13 protein-coding genes are annotated in these 18,708 nt (G+C 70.6%); 9 read left to right on the top strand and 4 right to left on the bottom strand.

All coding sequences use genetic code 11. The features are described 5' to 3' along the window. Positions 1-393 precede the first annotated feature (393 nt). Positions 394-1,095, bottom strand: coding sequence for a hypothetical protein (locus tag AB0637_RS18875; protein WP_366174219.1), 702 nt, complete (start codon positions 1,093-1,095; stop codon positions 394-396). 333 nt (positions 1,096-1,428) lie between these two features. Between AB0637_RS18875 and AB0637_RS18870 the strand changes: the two genes are divergently transcribed. The 6 genes from AB0637_RS18870 to AB0637_RS18845 all read left to right on the top strand — a co-directional run bounded on the left by AB0637_RS18870 (position 1,429) and on the right by AB0637_RS18845 (position 9,504). Next, the gene (locus AB0637_RS18870; protein ID WP_366174224.1) at positions 1,429-2,784 is read left to right on the top strand and encodes an amino acid permease; all 1,356 of its coding nucleotides are present in this window, start codon (positions 1,429-1,431) and stop codon (positions 2,782-2,784) included. Beyond that, positions 2,781-5,585, top strand: a complete 2,805-nt coding sequence (locus AB0637_RS18865) for a cation-transporting P-type ATPase (protein ID WP_366174218.1) — start codon at positions 2,781-2,783, stop codon at positions 5,583-5,585. Before AB0637_RS18870 ends, AB0637_RS18865 begins: the two co-directional genes overlap by 4 nt. Continuing rightward, complete coding sequence (locus tag AB0637_RS18860; protein WP_366174217.1) at positions 5,582-6,898, top strand: arginine deiminase; 1,317 nt, start codon at positions 5,582-5,584, stop codon at positions 6,896-6,898. The genes AB0637_RS18865 and AB0637_RS18860 overlap by 4 nt, the downstream gene beginning before the upstream one ends. Before the next feature lie 65 nt (positions 6,899-6,963). Then, the gene (gene argF / locus AB0637_RS18855; RefSeq protein ID WP_366174223.1) at positions 6,964-7,935 is read left to right on the top strand and encodes an ornithine carbamoyltransferase; all 972 of its coding nucleotides are present in this window, start codon (positions 6,964-6,966) and stop codon (positions 7,933-7,935) included. Between the two features lies 1 nt (position 7,936). Further along, a complete protein-coding gene (locus AB0637_RS18850; RefSeq protein ID WP_366174216.1) occupies positions 7,937-8,899 on the top strand; it encodes a carbamate kinase in 963 nt (320 codons plus the stop codon). Then, positions 8,899-9,504, top strand: a complete 606-nt coding sequence (locus tag AB0637_RS18845; RefSeq protein WP_366174215.1) for a universal stress protein — start codon at positions 8,899-8,901, stop codon at positions 9,502-9,504. Before AB0637_RS18850 ends, AB0637_RS18845 begins: the two co-directional genes overlap by 1 nt. A 298-nt stretch (positions 9,505-9,802) precedes the next feature. Here the strand turns inward: AB0637_RS18845 and AB0637_RS18840 are convergent, their stop codons facing one another. Further along, positions 9,803-10,654, bottom strand: a complete 852-nt coding sequence (locus tag AB0637_RS18840) for a universal stress protein (RefSeq protein WP_366174214.1) — start codon at positions 10,652-10,654, stop codon at positions 9,803-9,805. Positions 10,655-10,889: 235 nt separating this feature from the next. Continuing rightward, complete coding sequence (locus AB0637_RS18835; RefSeq protein ID WP_366174213.1) at positions 10,890-11,606, bottom strand: pyridoxamine 5'-phosphate oxidase family protein; 717 nt, start codon at positions 11,604-11,606, stop codon at positions 10,890-10,892. Between the two features lie 362 nt (positions 11,607-11,968). Between AB0637_RS18835 and AB0637_RS18830 the strand changes: the two genes are divergently transcribed. Together AB0637_RS18830 and AB0637_RS18825 are read left to right on the top strand one after the other, a co-directional pair. Further along, a complete protein-coding gene (locus AB0637_RS18830) occupies positions 11,969-12,535 on the top strand; it encodes a flavodoxin domain-containing protein (RefSeq protein ID WP_366174212.1) in 567 nt (188 codons plus the stop codon). A gap of 562 nt (positions 12,536-13,097) precedes the next feature. Then, entirely contained in the window at positions 13,098-13,982 is an 885-nt protein-coding gene (locus AB0637_RS18825; RefSeq protein ID WP_366174211.1) for a universal stress protein, read from the top strand. A 779-nt stretch (positions 13,983-14,761) separates the two neighbouring features. Here the strand turns inward: AB0637_RS18825 and AB0637_RS18820 are convergent. Beyond that, on the bottom strand, positions 14,762-15,424 hold the full coding sequence (locus AB0637_RS18820; protein WP_366174210.1) for a BON domain-containing protein: 663 nt from the start codon (positions 15,422-15,424) through the stop codon (positions 14,762-14,764). A gap of 788 nt (positions 15,425-16,212) precedes the next feature. Here AB0637_RS18820 and AB0637_RS18815 point away from each other — a divergent pair. Beyond that, positions 16,213-18,648 (top strand): phosphoketolase family protein, encoded by a 2,436-nt coding sequence (locus tag AB0637_RS18815; protein ID WP_366174209.1) that lies wholly within the window; start codon positions 16,213-16,215, stop codon positions 18,646-18,648. Positions 18,649-18,708 lie beyond the last annotated feature (60 nt).

Here is an 18,708-nt window from a genome sequence, read left to right as displayed (position 1 = left end):
GCCACCATCGTGACCGGCCAGGCCCTACGTGCCCCAACGCCTCTGCCCCGGGGATGCGGTAGTTGCTCACGCCGCTACTGACAAGGCCTCACTGTCCCTCAGGTCACCCGTACGACCAGGAGAACACCTTGTTCCGCACAGGTGCTCGGACCGGTTGGCGGAGGTGCAAGACCTGTGCGCGGGAGCAGGCGGCATGCAGACGCGCACGCCGTCGCCTCGCGTCAGCTCAACGGCTCCTTGGTCCCGACGAACCTTGAACGTCCAAGACCCAGTGGTGAGGAACGAGCTCAGCGTGCTCCAGGCTGAGTTGGTGACGTCGCAGGAGGATGCGTCGACCCCGGTCATCGGGGCCGGGGTCGCTCGAGGCCCGGCCGGCCGTGAAGCCGTCCCCGTTCATCGGCCGCTCGGCGGTACGACGCCGTCCTGGCGGTCCCAGTGCTGCCAGGCGCGAGCCCACCGGCGCCCGCGCCACCGCAGGGACGCGGAGGTCACGAGCCGCGAACCGGTGATGGCGGCCAGGACGACCGAGCACACCTCGACCGCCCGCAGGAGCATCGCCTGCAGACGGGCAGTCTCGGGCTCCTCAGGTGCCCGCACGATCGAACCGCTGTCACGTTCGATCCACACCCGCGTCACGGACGACGAGACGCCGGCGCGGTCGGCGTGCGCCGCGGCCAGTTCCGCCGGCGTCACGACGTCGTGCACCAGCACCCCGTCCCAGACGTAGCCGAGACGCAGCAGCGCCATCCCCGCCGGTTCGCGGGCGGACCCAGGTGCCTCCTCGCCGGGGGCGCCGCCCACCTCGGTACGGGCCGTCACGATGGTCAGGTTCGCCTGACGCGCGATCGCGGTGCCGGCGGCGGCGTCACCGGCGGCGGGGGCACCCGCGACGAGGACGACGCCCACCACGACGGCGGCGAGGGTGAGGAGCAGACCGGCGACGCCTTCGACGACGTGGGTCGGTGTGACCAGCGGCGAGCGTCGGCGCACCGCGCGGAAGGTCGCGGTCCACATCGCGCGACGCGCCGGACGCTCCTCGTGCGGTGGTTCGGCCTCGTCGGAGGAACCTCCCCGGACCTCGGCGGATCGACTCACCAGCGACTCCCCTCGGTCCGTGCGGAGAGGAGCGACCTCTCTGAGGTCTCGGATCCTCGACCGGCGGGGGCATCAGCAGCAGAGGAGAAGGTCCCCCGCCCGGTCCCGGTTCCGGTCGGGACCTCCGCCCCTGCCGGGATCGGGCGACCGGGAACAGGCTCCGGTCATGACCGTCGCTCGAAGTCAACGACCCGCCACCGGGGACGAGACAGGACACCTCGTCGCGACCCGGGTCCCGCCCGTCGTGGGGCGGGACGGTCTCCGGTGACGATCGGCACCTCGGACCGCAGCGCCGGCACGGGTGAGGCTGCCCCTGCAGGCGGGGAGAACTCGCTGGGGCAGGAGCCGAGAGGGTCCACGTTCGGCCTTCCCACGGCCATCGCCCTGGTCATGGGATCCGTCATCGGCACCGGCGTCTTCGCCCTGCCGTCGGCGCTGGCCGCCTACGGTCCGGTGAGTCTCGTCGCCTTCGTCGTCGTGACGATCGGAGCGCTGGCGCTGGCCTTCACCCTGGGGGCCCTCTCCCGTCGCATCCCCGGGTCCGGCGGGCCCTACGTCTACGCCCGTCACGCCTTCGGTGACTTCGGAGGTTTCCTCAACGCGTGGTCCTACTGGATCACCGCGTGGGCAGGGAACGCGGCCATCGTCGTGGCCCTGGTGGGCTACGTCGAGGTGTTCGTCAACACCGGGCACACCCGGATCTGGTCGATTGTCATTGCGCTCCTCGGCCTGTGGATCCCGGCGGTGGTCAACATCTCCGGGCTGCGCACCATGGGGGCGACCCAGGTGGTCACCACGATCCTGAAGTTCGTACCCCTGGTGTTCATGGCCACCGTCGGGCTGGTGTTCGTCAAGACCGCGAACTTCGGGGCGTTCAACTCCAGCGACACCTCCTTCGGTGGTGCCGTCTCCGCTGCCGCAGCCATCGCCCTCTTCAGCTACCTGGGGATCGAAACGACGGCCGTCGTGGCCGGCAAGGTCCGCAACCCGCGGCGCAACGTGGCCCGCGCGACCATCATCGGCACGATCGGCTGCGCCTTCGTGTACGTCCTCAGCACCATCACGGTCTTCGGCACGGTGCCCAACGCCTCCCTGCGCACCTCGGTGGCCCCGTTCACCGACGCAGCGAACGCCATCTTCGGAGGAGAGTGGGCCGGCCAGGTCGTCGCCCTCTCCGCGATCGTCTCCGGACTGGGCTGCCTCGTGGGCTGGACGCTCGTGGTGGCCGAGATGCCCCGGGCCGCAGCTGCCGACCACCTCTTCCCCGCTCCCTTCGCCCGGACCTGGCGGGGCATCCCGCTCTTCGGCGTCATCGCCTCGACGGTGCTCGCCTCGATCCTGACCGTCGTCAGCTACACGAGCTTCGACAGGGTCTTCACCACGTTGGTCCTGCTGTCCGTCTTCACCGCGGTGGTTCCCTACCTCTTCAGCGCCGCAGCCCAGGTCTACTGGCTGCTGAGCCGCGGCCCACGACTGCCGAGGGCGCAACTGGTCCGTGACGTCACCGTCTCGGCCGTCGCTCTCGTCTTCTCCTTCTGGTCTCTCGCCGGCAGCGGGTACCAGGCGGGGTACTACGGCGTCTTCTGCCTCCTGCTCGGTGTGCCCGTCTACGTCTGGCTCAAGGTCAGCCGGCACGAGTACGGCGAGACACCGGTCACCACCGCCGAGACCACCGCGAGTGACGCGTGACTCCCGTCGACGTCGTCGAACCCACCCCGTCGGGCATCGTGGCGGAGGCGGACGAACGTCGAGGGCTCGACGAACTGTTCCGCGACCTCCGCACCGGACCGGACGGCCTGACCGGCCGTGACGCCACCCGCCGGCTGATCAGCTACGGACCGAACTCGTTGCCGGCGGGCGGCGGACCCCGCTACCTGCGGGAACTCCTGAAGCAGTTCACCCAGCCGCTCGCGGTCCTGCTGCTGATGGCGGCCGCGCTGGCCTGGATCGGACACACGCCGACGTTGGCGATCGCCGTGCTCGCCGTGGTGGTGCTCAACGCCGCCTTCGCCTTCGTCCAGGAGGTCCAGGCGGAACGGGCCGTCGACGCGCTCGCCGCCTTCCTGCCGGCCACCGCGAGGGTTCAACGCGACGGGGTCCGGGTCGACGTCGCGGCCACGGACGTCGTCCCGGGGGATCTCCTGGTCGTCACCGAAGGCGACCGCATCTGCGCCGACGCCCGGATCGTGGAGGGCGACCTGCAGGTCGACCTCTCCGCCCTGAACGGCGAGTCGCTCCCTACCGCTCGCTCCGCGTCCCCGGGCCTGGTCACCGGACCGCTGCTGGAGGCCCGCAACCTCGTGTTCAGCGGCACGAACTGCACCGGGGGGGAGGCGACGGCGACGGTCGTCCGCACCGGAGCCAGCACCGAACTCGGCCGCATCGCCGTCCTGAGCCGACGCGGTGGGACCACTCCGAGCCCGTTGGAGCTGCAGGTCCGGCGCGTCACCTGGCTGATCGCCGCGGTCGCGGTCGGCGTGGGGATCGTCTTCGTGCCCGTCGGCGTCGCGGCGGGCCTGGGCTGGGCGGCGGCGATCACCTTCTCCATCGGGCTGATCGTCGCGAACGTGCCCGAGGGACTCCTCCCCACCATCACCCTCGCCCTCGCGGCGGGGGTGCGGGAACTTGCGCGCTCCGGTGCGGTGGTCAAACGCCTCTCGGCCGTCGAGGCTCTCGGTTCGGTGTCCGTCATCTGCACCGACAAGACCGGAACCCTCACCGAGAACCGCATGCGGGTCACCGCCGTCACCTTCACCGGAACGGAACTCCTCGCCCCGGACTTCTCCGAGGCCAACCGGGGTGCCGACGGGGAACGCCTGCGGCGGTTGGCCCGCAGCGCGGCGGCCTGCACCAGCGCGGAGGCGCCGACGACCGCCCACCCCCAGGGCAGCGGCGATCCGACCGAGCTCGCGCTGCTGACGTTGGCGGGCGACCTCGGGGTCGGCGTCGACAGCGACGCGAGGAAGCGCACCCGCCGTGCGGTGCAACGCTTCGACAGCCACCTGCACCGCATGTCGACGATCGATGAGGGGCCCGACGGCCTCGTCCTGCACACCAAGGGTGCGCCGGAGAGCGTCCTCTCCTGCTGCAGCCAGGCTCTGGACACCGACGGATCGCTCCGTGCCTTCGACGCGGACCTCCGCTCGGCGCTGCAGGCCACCCTGGACCGCTGGGCCTCCCGGGGACTGCGGGTGCTGGCCATCGCCCGCCGTCCGCTCTCGGAGGAGGAAGCAGACCGGCCCCGGGAGGAGCTGGAGTCCGGCCTCGTGCTGCTCGGACTCGTCGGCATGGTCGATCCACCCCGGCCCGGGGTCTCGGGTGCGGTGGAGCAGGCCCACCGGGCCGGTGTCCGCATCCACGTGGTGACGGGTGACTACGGTCCGACGGCCGCGGAGATCGCCCGACAGGTGGGGATCGGCACGGCCGCGTCGCGGATCCTCACCGGTGAGGACGTCGATCGTCTGGGCGACGCAGCGCTCGACGCGGTGCTCGACACGAACTCAGAGATCGTCTTCGCCCGGAGCTCGCCGGAGTCCAAGCTCCGGATCTGTGAAGCGCTGCAGGCGCGGGGCCAGGTCGTGGCGATGACGGGGGACGGGGTGAACGACGCGCCGGCGTTGCGGCACGCGGACGTCGGTGTCGCCATGGGTCGCTCCGGGACCGACGTCGCCCGCGAGGCGGCGACGCTCGTCCTCACCGATGACGACTTCACGACGATCGTCACCGCCATCGCGGCGGGACGCCGGGTCTTCGACAACGTCCGGAAGTTCATCCTCTACATCTTCGCCCACGCCGTCCCGGAACTCGTCCCCTTCCTCGTCTTCGCGCTCTCCGGTGGTGCGGTACCGCTTCCGTTGACCGTCCTGCAGATCCTCGCCATCGACCTGGGTACGGAAACCCTCCCCGCCCTGGCCCTCGGGCGCGAACCGGCCGAACCGGGACTCATGACGCGACCACCTCGGTCTCGCACCAGCGGGGTGGTCGATCGCCGGCTCCTGCTGCGGGCCTGGTTGCTGCTGGGGACCACGTCTGGCGTCCTGGTCATGGCGGCCTACTTCCTCGTCCTGCACCGGGCCGGGTGGAACCCCGGCGATGCCACCGGGGTCGGGACCCCGCTGCACCAGGCCTACCTGGAGGCGACCACCACGACCTTCGTCGGCATCGTCGCCTGCCAGATCGGCACCGCCTTCGCCGCCCGCACCGACCGCGCCTCGCTCTTCGCGATCGGTCTGCGCAGCAACCCGTTGCTGCTTTGGGGGATCGCTTTCGAGATCGCCTTCACCGCAGCCGTCGTCTACCTACCGTGGTTGCAGGACGTCTTCGGCACCAGTTCCCTCAGCCTCGACCAGGTCGCGGTGATCCTGCCCTTCCCGCTCGTCGTCTGGGGTCTGGACGAACTCCACCGGCTTCTGCGCAGGAGGCGCCACCCCGTGTTCGACGTCCCGCTCACCGCGCCACGAACCCTCACCACGTCCCGGAGGAACTCATGACCAGCACCACCATCACCACCACTGCTACCACCGCCACCCTCGACCGGGGCCGGTCGCCGTTCCCCGGAAGTGTCCTCGGTGTCCACTCCGAGGTCGGTCGCCTGCGCCAGGCGGTGATCCACCGGCCCGGACTGGAACTGGACCGGCTGACCCCGTCGAACTGCCGCGAACTCCTCTTCGACGACGTCCTCTGGGCCTCCCGGGCGCGGGAGGAGCACGACGCGTTCTCCGACGTCCTGGTCCAGCACGGGGTCGTGGTCCACCAGTTCGGGCAGTTGCTCGCGGAGACCCTCGAGGTGGAGGCCGCACGCGAGTTCGTCCTCGACCGGACGTTCACCGCGGAGAACGTGGGACCGACGCTCGCCCGCCCGCTGCGCGACCTCGTCGCGCACTACGACGCCGCCACCCTGGCGCAGTTCCTCGTCGGGGGGATCACCCGCAGCGACGCGTCACCCCTGCACGCCCGCAGCCTGCGGTGGCAGACCCTGGGCCTGGAGGACTTCGTCCTCCCGCCCCTGCCCAACACCCTCTTCCAGCGCGACAACTCCGCGTGGATCTACGAGGGGGTCTCGATCAACCCGATGGCCAAGGCCGCTCGCCGTCGCGAATCCCTGCACTCGCGTGCGGTCTACGGGTTCCACCCGCTCTTCGCGCAGGCCTCGTTCCCCACCTACTACGGCGGCGACGACGTCGACCACCAGCCCGCGACGCTCGAGGGGGGCGACATCCACGTCCTCGGGCGCGGTGTCGTGCTCATCGGGATGGGGGAACGCAGCACACCGATGGGCGTGGAGATCCTGGCCCGGGAACTCTTCCGCAGTGCTCGCGCCACGACGGTCATCGCCGTCCGGTTGCCCCACTCCCACGCGCAGATGCACCTGGACACCGTCCTGACGATGGTCGACGTGGACACCTTCGTGAAGTACCCCTACCTCGACCCGGCGGGGCTGCGGACGTGGATCATCACCCCGACCGACCTCGAGGAGGTCGTCGAGGTCGACACCGGCGGTCTGCACGTCGAGCACCGCGACGACCTCTTCGCGACCATCGCCGAGGCCCTGGGGCTGGACCGTGTCCGCGTCCTGGTCGCCGAGGAGGACAGTCGCAGCGCAGAACGGGAGCAGTGGGACGACGCGACGAACTTCCTCGCCCTGGCGCCCGGTGTCGTCGTCGGTTACGACCGCAACACGGTGACCGCCGACATGCTGCAGGACAACGGTATCGAGGTCATCGCCATCCCCGGGAGCGAACTCGGCCGGGGCCGTGGCGGTTCCCGGTGCATGACCTGCCCCATCGAGCGGGGCCCGGCGTGAACCGGCAGACGACGGTCCCCGAGTCCGTCACCCCTCGGGCCGGGGGACGCCATCCCCGCAGCCTCCTGCAGATCACCGATCTCGACGAAGCCGGCTTCGTCCGGCTCCTCGACGCGGCGGTGCTGCTCAAACTGCAGAAGTCTGCGGGCGTCGAGGTGCCGCTCCTGCAGGGGAAGGACATCGCTCTCGTCTTCGAGAAGAGCTCGACCCGCACCCGCTGCGCCTTCGAGGTAGCCGCCCACGACCAGGGCGCGAGTGTGACGTACCTGGGACCGGAGGGATCGCACATCGGTCGCGAGGAGTCCATCCGGGACACCGCACGGGTCCTGGGCCGGATGTTCGACGGCATCGAGTTCCGCGGCTTCGCGCAGGAGACCGTGGAGGAACTGGCGGACCACGCCGGGGTACCGGTCTGGAACGGTCTCACCGATCAGTGGCACCCGACCCAGGCCCTTGCCGACGTCATGACCATGCGGGAGTTCCACCCGGGTCCGGTCCAGGACATCAGCTTCTGCTTCGTCGGTGACGTGCACAACAACGTGGCCCGGTCGCTACTGGTGACCGGCGCCCTCCTCGGCATGGACGTGCGCCTCGCCGGGCCGAAGGCGCTCTGGCCGGCGCCGGAGGTGGTGCAGACGGCACACCGACTGGCCGAGGTGAGCGGGGCGAGGATCCTGCTGACCGAGGACGTCACCGCCGCTGTGGAGGGCGCCGCCTTCGTCCACACCGACGTCTGGGTGAGCATGGGCGAGCCGGAGGAGTCCTGGGACGAACGTGTCCCGCTCCTGACCCCGTACCGGGTCACGGCCGACCTCCTCCGCGCGACCGGACGAGCAGACACGCGCTTCATGCACTGCCTGCCCTCGGTGCACGACACCCGCACCGAGCTGGGACGCAGGGTCCAGCAACGGTTCGGACTGGAAGGGGCAGAGGTCAGCGACGAGGTCTTCGAATCGTCGAGTTCCATCGTCTTCGACCAGGCCGAGAACCGGCTGCACACCATCAAGGCGCTCCTCGTCGACGCACTGGGGCAGTGAGGTGCGTCTCGTGGTCGCCGTCGGCGGCAACGCTCTCCTACGTCGCGGTGAGCGACCGGACGCTGCGGTCCAGGAGGCCCACGTGCGGGCCGCCGCAGCGGCGCTCGCTCCGCTGTGCCACGAGCACGAGGTGTTGCTGTGCCACGGGAACGGTCCCCAGGTCGGTCTCCTGGCCCTGGAGAGTGAGGGAGACACCTCGCTCAGCGGGCCGTACCCGCTGGACGCTCTCGTGGCTCAGACCCAGGGGATGATCGGCTACTGGTTCGTGCAGGCCCTCGCGAACGCGGGGGTGGTCAAACCGGTCGTCGCCCTCGTCACCCAGACCCTCGTCGACCCGGGGGACCCGGGGTTCTCCCGTCCGACGAAGTTCATCGGTGCCGGCCACCCCGAGGCCCTCGCACGCGAGGCGGCAGCAGATGCGGGCTTCGACATCGCGCAGGACGGGGACGTCTGGCGACGCGTGGTCGCTTCACCGGAACCCCAGGGCATCATCGAGATCGACACCATCTCCGGCCTGCTGACCGGTGGCGCCGTGACGATCTGCGCCGGCGGCGGAGGCGCTCCCGTCGTCCGTGGAACCGACGGTCAGGTGCGAGGTGTGGAGGCGGTGGTCGACAAGGACTACGTCGCCGCCTTCCTGGCCCTGGCGGTGAACGCCGACCGGCTGCTGCTGCTGACCGACGTCGCCGCCGTCCAGCGCGACTACGGCACCCCGACAGCCGAACCGATCGACCGTCTCGACGTGAGCGAGGTCGCGGCGCTGCGCCTACCGGCGGGTTCCATGGGGCCCAAGGTCGAAGCGTGCCGGCGCTTCGTCCAGGCCACCGGTCGTCCGGCGTCCATCGGTGCGCTCACCGACGCGGGTGCCGTCCTGTCCGGCGCGGCCGGAACGAGGATCGAGAGGGGCCTGCTGCCCCCGGATGCGGACCACCAGGGCCACCGGTCGGTCGCGAGGGTCCACTGATGGGACAGCATCCGTCGACGCACCAGGTCGTCGTCGGTGTGGACCGACGCGGAGACGCCGACGGCGCCCTGCGGTGGGCCGTCTCCGCGGCGACGACCACCGGGGCGGCCCTGCAGATCGTCCACACCATCGACAGAGGGGGTTCGTCAGGTCCGTTCGCGCGCACCGACTGGGGGGTCCTGGCGGCGGCGCAGGCCGTCGTGGCCTCCCGAGCCCCCGATCTCGAGGTGCACTGCCACCTCTCCTGGTCCTCGCCGTGGGCGACCTTGGCCGAAGCAGCGGACGGAGCAGCCGGTCTCGTCCTCGGGGCACGCGGGCGCGACACCTGGCGGGACGACTGGGCTCATCCGGTGGGTCACCTGATCCACTCGACGTCGTGCCCGGTGGTCCTCGTCCCTCGGGGCTGGGACGCGGCGACCGGTGATGTCGTCGTCGGGTGCGACGGCACGGCGTCGTCGGAGGAGTCTGTGGGTGTGACGGTCCAGCTGTCCCTCGCCGTGGGTTCGCCGTCGATCGTGCTCCACAGCAGCGGACCTGCACGACACGGTCGACCGGTCTCCTTCGACCGGACCCGTCCCTTCCGGCCGTCATCGCGGTGGGGGTGACCGCGCTGCGCCCGATCGCCGCGAACAGAGCTCAGCCGGCTCCTGGCGGGCCCGTTCAGGACAGAAGAGCACCCAGGGCGATCCCGCCGACGGCGACGAGCAGCAGCGCAGAAGGCAAACCGGTCCGAACGACCGCCGACACGTCGTGTGACGGCGACTCGATGTTCTCGAACACTGACGGAGTACCTCCAGGGTGGTGGGAACCGGGCAGTGCACGGCTCGCAACCTGGCCGGCAGCGGAACCCGGCACCCGTTCCAGGACCGGGGTTCGGCAACGTCGGGAGGGCGACGTCCAACCTCAGCGGGCACCGGTGACGAGCCGGTTGCGCAGGTCGAGCGACGGGGGAACGGCGAGCACGGGACGACCCAGCCGGGCCAGCAGGGCCTGCGACCTCGCACCGGGGAGGATCCCGGCGACGGCTTCGAGGCCCTCGACCCGTGCCACGACCAGGTCAGCACGGGCCACCGCGCGCCTCAGCGCCTCGACGTGGTCGTCGTAGAACCGACAGTCGAGGAGATGGCTGTCCCGGTGCAGGGTCTCCAGCCGGCACCACGACGCCCGGCCCCGATCGGCGGGAAGGGTGAGGACGTGGACGGCTCCGCGGAACCGCTGGGCGAGTTCGAGACCCTCGTGCAGGACGGTGTCGTCGAGCGCTTCGCCCGTCAGGGTGACGAGGATCCTCGGGGCGTCGCGTCCGGTGGCGCTCAGGAGGTCGTTCCCGGCGTGCGCGACCAGGACCGGGCAGGCGGCCTGCCCTGTCACCCGACCGGTGACCTCGCCCCAGGCGGGGGCGAACTCGTGCCCCGCTCCTCGGGCCCCGACCGCCAGCAACCGGGCGTCGGCGGCGACCGCGAGGAGAGCGGCGGCGACGGGACCCCGGGCCGTTCGGTGGTGCACCTCGAGGGTCGGGTGACGGGAGAGCACCAAGGCCTGCGCGCGGTCGAGCATCTCGGCGGCCGAGGTCGCGCCGATCCGCTCGTACGCCCGCGGGGGTGGCGACTGCACGCGGTCGTCCCCGACGACGGACACCCACAACGCCGACCCGGTGGTCCCGGCATCGGCCGCAGCCAGGAACAGGGCCGCGGTGCTGTCGGGGGAGCCGTCGTACCCCACCACCACCGCCCGGTCGTCGATCCGGCCATCGCTCACGGCGTCTCCTCGCAACGTGCTGCCGGATCCGCGTCGCAACGCCGAGATCTCGGACGCACGTGCTGCCCGGGCGGACGACACGACCGCGGACGCTGTCCGTCGACCGCATGAGCTGAGCTCGCGGACGGTGCTCCGCGGCCGTCTCCGGGTGCGGTCGAGAGAACGGCGGGCGGGGAGTTCGATCCGGTCGCCGAGGAGGAACCGCACGGTGGCGTGGCCCCGGACGAGAGCCGCTTCACCAGGTGATCCTCCGCCCGCTGATCGCGCGGACGCGGACGGTCAGCAGGAGGGAGCGGTCCTGCTGCACCCAGGGGTGCACAGCGACCGGTTCCGGGGTCGTGCTGGTGCCGGGTTCCGCGTGCCGCGCGTCTCCGTGCAGCAGCACGCTCCATCCGCCGCTCGTGACGTCGTCGAGGCGGTCGACCTCCACGGTCACCCGGCCCTCGGGATCCGTGTGCGCGGCCAGTTGCGAGTCCGGCGAGGTCCGGATCCACAGGGTGCCGTGGTCGACGGCGTAGTTGATCGGAACGACCAGGACGTCCTGGTGGAGGGGGTGGGCGATCCGTCCCACGCCGTGATCGGAGATCAGCTGCCAGCACTCCTCCTCCGGCAGGAGGGCGAGCTGCGAGCCGGGCGAGGGAGCCCCTCGACCCGGTGGCCGGCCCTGGGTGCCGCCGAGGAGGTCCACGTCGGTGGTGTGCAGGATCCGGGCCAGGACCCGCAGGGTGGAGAGCGGGGGATGGGACGGGGCGTTCTCCAGGTATTCCAAGTAGGGCAGCGAGATGCCGGCCCGATGTGCGAGGTCGGACCGTTCGAGACCGAGCGCGGCCCTGCGGGCGGTGATGCGTCGTCCCAGGTCGCCGCAGTCGAGGTGGTAGCGGTCACCCTCGGTCGGGAGACGCGGGCTCAGCTGCCCCGAGTTTCCGGTGCCGCGGTTCGATGTGCTCGTCACTCGACCGATCCTCCTCATCGGGCGGTCTGCGACGTAGGGGAGAAAGGCCCCTCGAGCGCGAGATCGGCGATCCCCACCCGGCCGGGCGCATCCCGGATCGGGATCGACGGCACCCCGGCGGACACAGCCGCGGATACCCGATGATTCTGCTGGTGCGGGCGTGGGCATCGGTAGGGATCACGCACGTCGGCCCGCTGCGACAGCGATCGTGGACCCGGGGTTCCCGCTCACCGTTCGGCGTGTCCGCGACGTCATCACCGACCCGGGTCTTTCCGGACCGGACGAGGACCCCGACAGGGGACCAACTCCCCTACCTCCCCCGGTCCCGTCCCACCAGGCTGGTTGCAACCGGAGGAGGATCCATGAGCGCCGTCGTGATCTACGAATCGATGTTCGGCAACACCCGACAGATCGCCGACGCCATCGCGGAGGGTCTCGGAGCGGATCAGCAGGTCACGGTCCGGAACGTCAACGACGTCTCCCCGGGCTGGTGCGAAGGCAACGAGCTCATGGTCATCGGGGGCCCGACCCACGTCCACGGGATGAGCAGGGTGGCCACCAGGGCCCAGGCCAGGAGCTGGGCCCTGCAACCCGAGCGGAACCTCGCGCTCGAGCCCGGCGCGCCCGGACGGGGGATGCGCGACTGGATCGCTGACCCGACCACGGTGCTCAGCCCCCACTTCGCCGCCTTCGCCTCCCGCGCCGACGGACCGGTCCTCCTCAGCGGCAACGCCGCCGTGCAGCTCGATCGCGCCGCCCGTCGTCGGGGGAGCAGCCGGCTGGCCCGCCCGGAGAGCTTCCGGGTGACGAAGGCGAACACGACCTGCGTCGGTGAGGTCCCGCGCGCCCGGGAGTGGGGACGACGACTGGCTGCGGAAGCGGTGGCGAACGGTGTGGGAAGGCGTGCGGCACCCTCCCCGGGATCGTGACGACGGGGGTGGTGCCGGTGTGGGCCCGCGCCGGGGAGGAGTCGTCTCGAGAAACCGCCGGAACCCGACGTTTCGCGTTCCCCGCCGCCGTCGGGGTGATCGTCCTGAGCATCGGGTACGGCGTCCCGCTCGCGGTCGGTCTCCTCACCCTGAAGACGCCCGATTCCCCATCGCCGAGCCCTGGTTCTCGCTCGTGGAAGCCCTCATCCTGCTCTCGACGCCGATGATGGTTGGACCGGTGCCCTTCCCTGTGCAGCCGTGCTGAGGAGCTGGCCCGAACGCTCGAAGGGGAGGGTCGAGCTGGACCCCTCCGGACAGGACCTGGTCTCCAGCGGTCCAGCGGGTTCGGTCCATTCCGAGGACTTCGCAGCCGGCGCGGCCGGAGCTGACTTAGTCGAACAGAAGTTTCGATGAGGAGTGAGGACTTGCGACCCTGGCGGCGCGGTGTTCACGGCGGCACGGTCAGGATGAGGCTCGCCACCGCGAGGCTCCTGCATGACGGAAGCGGTCAGCCCGGGTCCCGGTGCCGGTCGACACCGTCACGACGGGAAGTGGGCTGTTCATGCGAGTCATCGCCGTGGGTGTCGACCGTCGAGGTGACGCCGATGAGGCCGTCCGGTGGGCTGCGACCCTCGCCGACCGGACGGTCTCGGAACTGCACCTCGTCCACGCCGTGGAGCGCAACGGTTCGCCCGATCCGTGGACGCTCGCCGATCAGAGGGTTCTCGAGCAGGCACAGCAGGTGGCGCAGAGCGTCGGCCCCACGTTGGTGATCCGCCACCAGCTGTCCTGGCAGTCCCTGCAGGAGACGCTGACCAGCGCGACCCGCACCGCCGACGTCCTGGTCGTGGGTGCGCGCCAGGGTGGGCGGACGCTGCGACCCGGTGGCGTGCCGGTGGGAACTCTCATCGCCCGGGCCGCGTCGTGCCCGGTGGTGGTCGTCCCTCGTGGCTGGGCGGCAAGTGTCGCGGGCCACGCTCGCGGGGGAGGCTACGGCGTTGTCGTCTGCGACGACGGCTCGAACCGTTCGACTGCCGTCCTCCAAGCTGCAGTGGGACTCGCGCGGGGCACGGACGCCACGCTGACGGTCGTCCACTGTCCTCCTGGCGTCGGGCCGGCGAGGTCGGACGCGGACCCGCCGGCGTCTGCGCTCCCCGAGGCAGGGGAACCGGTGCGGCGCCTGACCGAGGTCGTGCAGCGCATCCAGGACCGCAACCCGGATCTGCACATCCGCTCCGGGTCCTTTCGCGGGACGAGCCCGTCCACCGACGTCCTCGCGGCGGCAGCGGACGCTGACATCGTGGTGCTCGGTGGGCGCGGTGTGGCCGAGAGCGGTTCCGACCCTTTCGGCGACACCATCGACGCCGTCCTGGACGCCGCCGAGCTGCCTGTCATGATCGTCCCCCTGGAGTCCCGTTCCCCGTTCGGTGCCGCCCTGGTGGCCTGAAGCTGAGCGCCTCGAGCATCCCCGATCGCCGCAGGACCAATCCTCGTCGTGCCCGGGCGGTTCTGCTTCCTGTACCCGGACCCGAACTGACACGATCGAACGTGAACGCCGCAGGGAGTTTGACCCGGTTTCCCGGGCAGGCTGATCACGACCTGCTTCTCCGGAATCGCGGATCGGGAGACGGTGGCCGCTCGGACACCCGAGAGGATCGCCTGTGGTCAGGGCGTACCCGCCGGCTTTCCGTCACCGAGCACTGGCGTTGATCACCGCCGGCCGCACCGTCAGCAATGTCGCCGGATCCCTCGGCGTCGCCGAGACCTGCTGCTCTACCGCTGGGGCGGACAAGATCTCATCGACCGCGGCCAGGTCGATGGCGCGCGAGCCGCCGCGGAAGCTCCGAGCCGGTCAGAGCGACGACGCAGATCCGCGACCTGGAGGAAGAGGTCAGGATCCTTCGCACGGCTGCGCTGCCGTGAGGACGTGGTGCCCCCGAGAATCCGTTCCTGCCTGCTCACGGAACTGCACGCTGACGTTGTCCGCATCGGGCGGTCCGGCCACGCGCGCCGGGGTCTGGTGCTCGGGCTACTCCAGGTGAGCTTCCCGGGCGCCTTCGGCGCGCGGCATCCGCCACGCTTGGCTGAGTGACCTGATCGGATCGTCCACCAGGCCCCGTGCAGAACGTGCGGTCGCCCCGAGTGCACGAGAACCAGAGAACACGACCGTTGTGTCGAGGCTGGCACGGGAAGGGGGCAGACATCGAGCGGCCACTCGTTCGCGCATCAGAAGTTGTCGACCAGTTCGTCGTGCACCGCAGTCACCCCGGGGGAAGCCCAGCACGCGTGCGTCGCAGCTCGGCGTTCGGAAGCCGAGCGCACGAAGCCTCGCATCGTCACCGTCCCGCCTTCGGTGGTGGAGAGGTTGATCGCCTTGCTGTCGAGTTCTGCCGAGCGCACGAAGGCGGCGTGGATGCGGTCGGCCATGTCGACGGGGGCGGGAACGGCCGTGAGGGTGATCGTGTTCCGCACCCTCTGCACACCCCGCAGGTGCTCTACGGCGTGCTCGGCAGCCATCCGCTGGAACTGCCAGCCCGTCTCGCCGCTGAGGGTGATCACCCGGTTGTCGACGACCACGCGCACCGTCTCCGGGACGTTGATGGAGGCCTCCAGTGCAGTCTCCGCTGCCGCGGCCACCTCCGCATCGGTGATCATCCAGGGGCTGCGCACTGTGATCTCCTGGGCGACGGCGCGGACACCGTGGACCCGCATCGCCGCTTTCGCCGCCCGTACCTTCTCGGAGTAGCTGCCCACCTGACCGAGGAGCGTCACGATCCCGCCGGTGACTGCGACACCGATCTCGGTGCTGTCGACATCGGGGACCCACCTGAGTTCGTCGATGACCAATTCTTTGAGCTTGCTGTCCGTCGTGGTCTGGAGGTTGGCCATACCTCGATCCTCGTCCCGGTCGACAGTCCGGGACAGGGCAGGAGGTCCCGACGGGTTGGACGTGACACCAGCGGGAGCGACTGCACGGCGGTGCGACCGGCTCCGGAGTGCGGGCCGAGGTCATCGGGGTGGCGGAGAAGGTCGGGGGGTTGTCGAAGAAGTCGTCGCTGCTCGCGGTGCGTCCACCAGCACCAGGGAACGAGAGGGCGGTCTGCGACGGTCAGGCGGTCTTCAGCGGTCAACGCACCACCCGTGGGATGATCGTGACGCCTCCACGACGGAGTCTGATGCAGCCGGATTCCTCACGACGACGTAGGAACAGCAGGCAACTCGACTTCCTCAACGCTCGTCCCGTGAGACGCAGCAGTTCACGTACTGCACGGTGGGCCTGGTGGAGGTGTTTCACGTGGTGTCGTGAGCAGGGCCGACCTCAGACGCCCGCTGTCGAGTCGCCGCTCGATCACCCCGGTGCGACGGTTGACCACCACGAGGTGGGGGCGTAGCTTCGAGCTGCTGGGAAACAGCCGGCCCGGAACGGGAACGCTGCGATGTGCCGCCTTCCGTGAGCAGGAGCTCGAGCCGGGCGCCCTCGGGGATCTGTCGTAGCGGGAGAGCGTTCGATCGCCTCCCGCTCGCCGAGCTGACGCGTTGTCCGCGGTCGACTGGCGATCGTTGTCGAACGATGGGCCTTCTGTCGTGGGCCTGCGGGCGCGTTTCGTGCGAAACCCATCGTCGAACGCCCGCCACCACCGTGCCGGGCGGTTCGTCACCCCACTCCTGGAGGTCCCGTGACGGTCGTCGATGCTCCAACGGTCAGGTACAGCAGTGAGGACATCGATCGCGACCTGCGGTGGTGGGCTGCGGCCAACTACCTCACAGCGGCGCAGATCTACCTGCAGGACAACGTCCTCCTCCGCGAACCACTCACCGTCGCGCAGGTCAAACCGCGTCTCCTCGGGCACTGGGGGACCAGCCCCGGTCTCTCGGCCCTCTACGTGCAGGTCAACCGGCTGATCCGTCGAACGGGTACCCCAGTGCTCTACGTCACCGGACCAGGACACGGCGGACCCGCCCTGGTCGCGAACACCTACCTGGAGGGCAGCTACTCGGAGTTCTACCCCGACGTCACGGAGGACACCGCAGGCCTGCGCCGGTTGGCGCGGCAGTTCTCGACACCGGGCGGGATCCCCAGTCACGTCAGTGTCCAGACCCCCGGAAGCATCCACGAGGGCGGCGAACTCGGCTACGCCCTCGCGCACGCGGCTGGGGCGGCCATCGACCACCCGGACCTCCTGGTCTGCTGCGTCGTCGGTGACGGCGAGGCCGAGACCGGGCCATTGGCGGCCTCCTGGAGACTGCCGGCCTTCCTGGACGCGCGGCGCGACGGAGCGGTCCTGCCCGTCCTGCACTTGAACGGGTACAAGATCTCCGGACCCACCGTCATGGGTCGTCAGAGCGACGCCGACGTGTGCTCCTACCTGCACTCCCAGGGCTGGGACCCGGTGGTGGTGAGCGGCCACGAACCTGCGGCGGTCTTCGCCGACCTCGAGGCGGCGTTGGCCGGAGCTCACGACCGGATCCGCGCCGTCCAGGACGCAGCACGGGCCGGTTCCGGCAGCGGGTTCTCCGGTGTCGGCGCTCAGGTGCGGTGGCCCGCGATCGTCCTGCGCACCCCCAAGGGGTGGACCGGACCGGCCGTCGTGGACGGCGTGCCGATCGAGGGGACCCAGCGCGCCCACCAGGTGCCGTTGGCCGGTGTCCGGGAGAACCCGGCGCACCTCGCGCTCCTGGAGGAGTGGTTGCGGTCCTACCGGCCGGAGGAACTGTTCGACGGTGATGGTCGTCTGGCGCCCGACGTCAAGGCGCTGGCCCCGGAGGGTGATCTCCGACCCGGCGCCTCGCCCTACGCCAACGGTGGTCGCCTCCGGCGCCCGCTGGACCTGCCCGACCTGCGCGACTACGCCGTCGAGGTGCAGCGGCCGGGTGCGGCGTTCGCCCCGACGACCCACCCCCTCGGTGAGCTCTTCCGCGACGTTTACCGGCGGACCACGACACCCGACGGCGGCGGGACGTTCCGGCTGTTCTGCCCGGACGAGACCGCGTCGAACAAGCTGGATGCGGTCTTCGAGGCCACGGACCGCTGCTTCGCGGCGGCCGAGCCGGGGGAGGACGGCATCAGCCCGCACGGACGGGTCATGGAGGTCCTCTCGGAGCACCTGTGCGAAGGGTGGTTGGAGGGCTACGTCCTCAGCGGCCGGCACGGGTTCTTCGCGACCTACGAGGCGTTCGCCATGGTGAGTGCGTCCATGCTCGTCCAGCACGTGAAGTGGTTGCAGCACAGCGTCGACGTGCCCTGGCGCGAACCGGTCTCCTCACTGAACGTGCTGCTGACCAGCACCTGCTGGCGCAACGACCACAACGGGTTCAGCCACCAGGGTCCAGGGCTCATCGACACCGTCCTGCCGCTGGCTCCGGGAGTCGCGCGGGTCTACCTGCCGCCGGACGCGAACTGCCTGCTCGCCATCGCGCGGCACTGCCTGCTCAGCACCGACCACGTGAACCTCGTCGTGGCCGACAAGCAGCCGCACCTGCAGTACCTCACCCTCGCCGAGGCCGAGGATCACTGCGCCGCCGGAGCGTCGGCGTGGACGTGGGCCGGTAACGACCCGGGCGGTGCAGCCGCGGACGGTGAGGTCGACGTGGTCCTGGCGTGCGCGGGTGACGTCCCGACCCAGGAGGCCCTGGCCGCGGCCGAGATCCTGCGCGATCGTGCCCCCAGCCTGCGGGTGCGCTTCGTCAACGTCGTGGACCTCATGGCCCTGCTGCCCCGGCAGGAGCACCCGCACGGCCTCGACGAGGAGCACTTCCGCGCCCTCTTCGGCGACCGCACCGAAGTGGTCATGGCCTTCCACGGCTACCCCCGCGCGGTTCACCAGCTGCTGCACGGGCGTCCCGCACCGCAGCGGTTCCACGTGCGGGGTTTCGAACAGCAGGGGACCACGACGACGCCGTTCGACATGGTGGTCCTGAACCGGATGAGCCGGTTTCACCTGGTCCTCGCCGTCCTGGAACGCGTGGGGGACCTGCTCCCCGGCGGAGCGGAGCTCGCGGACTTCTGCGAGCAGCGGCTGCGGGACCACCACAGCTACGTCCGTGAGCACTTCGAGGACCTTCCCGAGATCCGCGACTGGACCTGGGACGCGTCGAGGGAAGGACGGGGCTGAGCACGCCCGTCGGTGGGCTGGGACGGTAACCACGGTGACGGCGGGACCTGGTCGCCTCAC

Origin of the sequence: Kineococcus sp. NPDC059986, assembly GCF_040702905.1 — a bacterium.
GTDB lineage: Bacteria > Actinomycetota > Actinomycetes > Actinomycetales > Kineococcaceae > Kineococcus.
The sequence above is the reverse complement of the archived record's forward strand: the minus strand, read 5'-3'. Positions and strand labels throughout refer to the sequence as shown.

What these genes read in the sequence shown, in the direction of transcription:
- AB0637_RS18825 (WP_366174211.1), top strand. Translation starts at nt 13,098, where the DNA reads ATGCGAGTCATCGCCGTGGGTGTCGACCGTCGAGGTGACGCCGATGAG.
- AB0637_RS18845 (WP_366174215.1), top strand. Translation starts at nt 8,899, where the DNA reads ATGGGACAGCATCCGTCGACGCACCAGGTCGTCGTCGGTGTGGACCGA.
- AB0637_RS18860 (WP_366174217.1), top strand. Translation starts at nt 5,582, where the DNA reads ATGACCAGCACCACCATCACCACCACTGCTACCACCGCCACCCTCGAC.
- AB0637_RS18830 (WP_366174212.1), top strand. Translation starts at nt 11,969, where the DNA reads ATGAGCGCCGTCGTGATCTACGAATCGATGTTCGGCAACACCCGACAG.
- AB0637_RS18820 (WP_366174210.1), bottom strand. Translation starts at nt 15,424, where the DNA reads ATGGCCAACCTCCAGACCACGACGGACAGCAAGCTCAAAGAATTGGTC.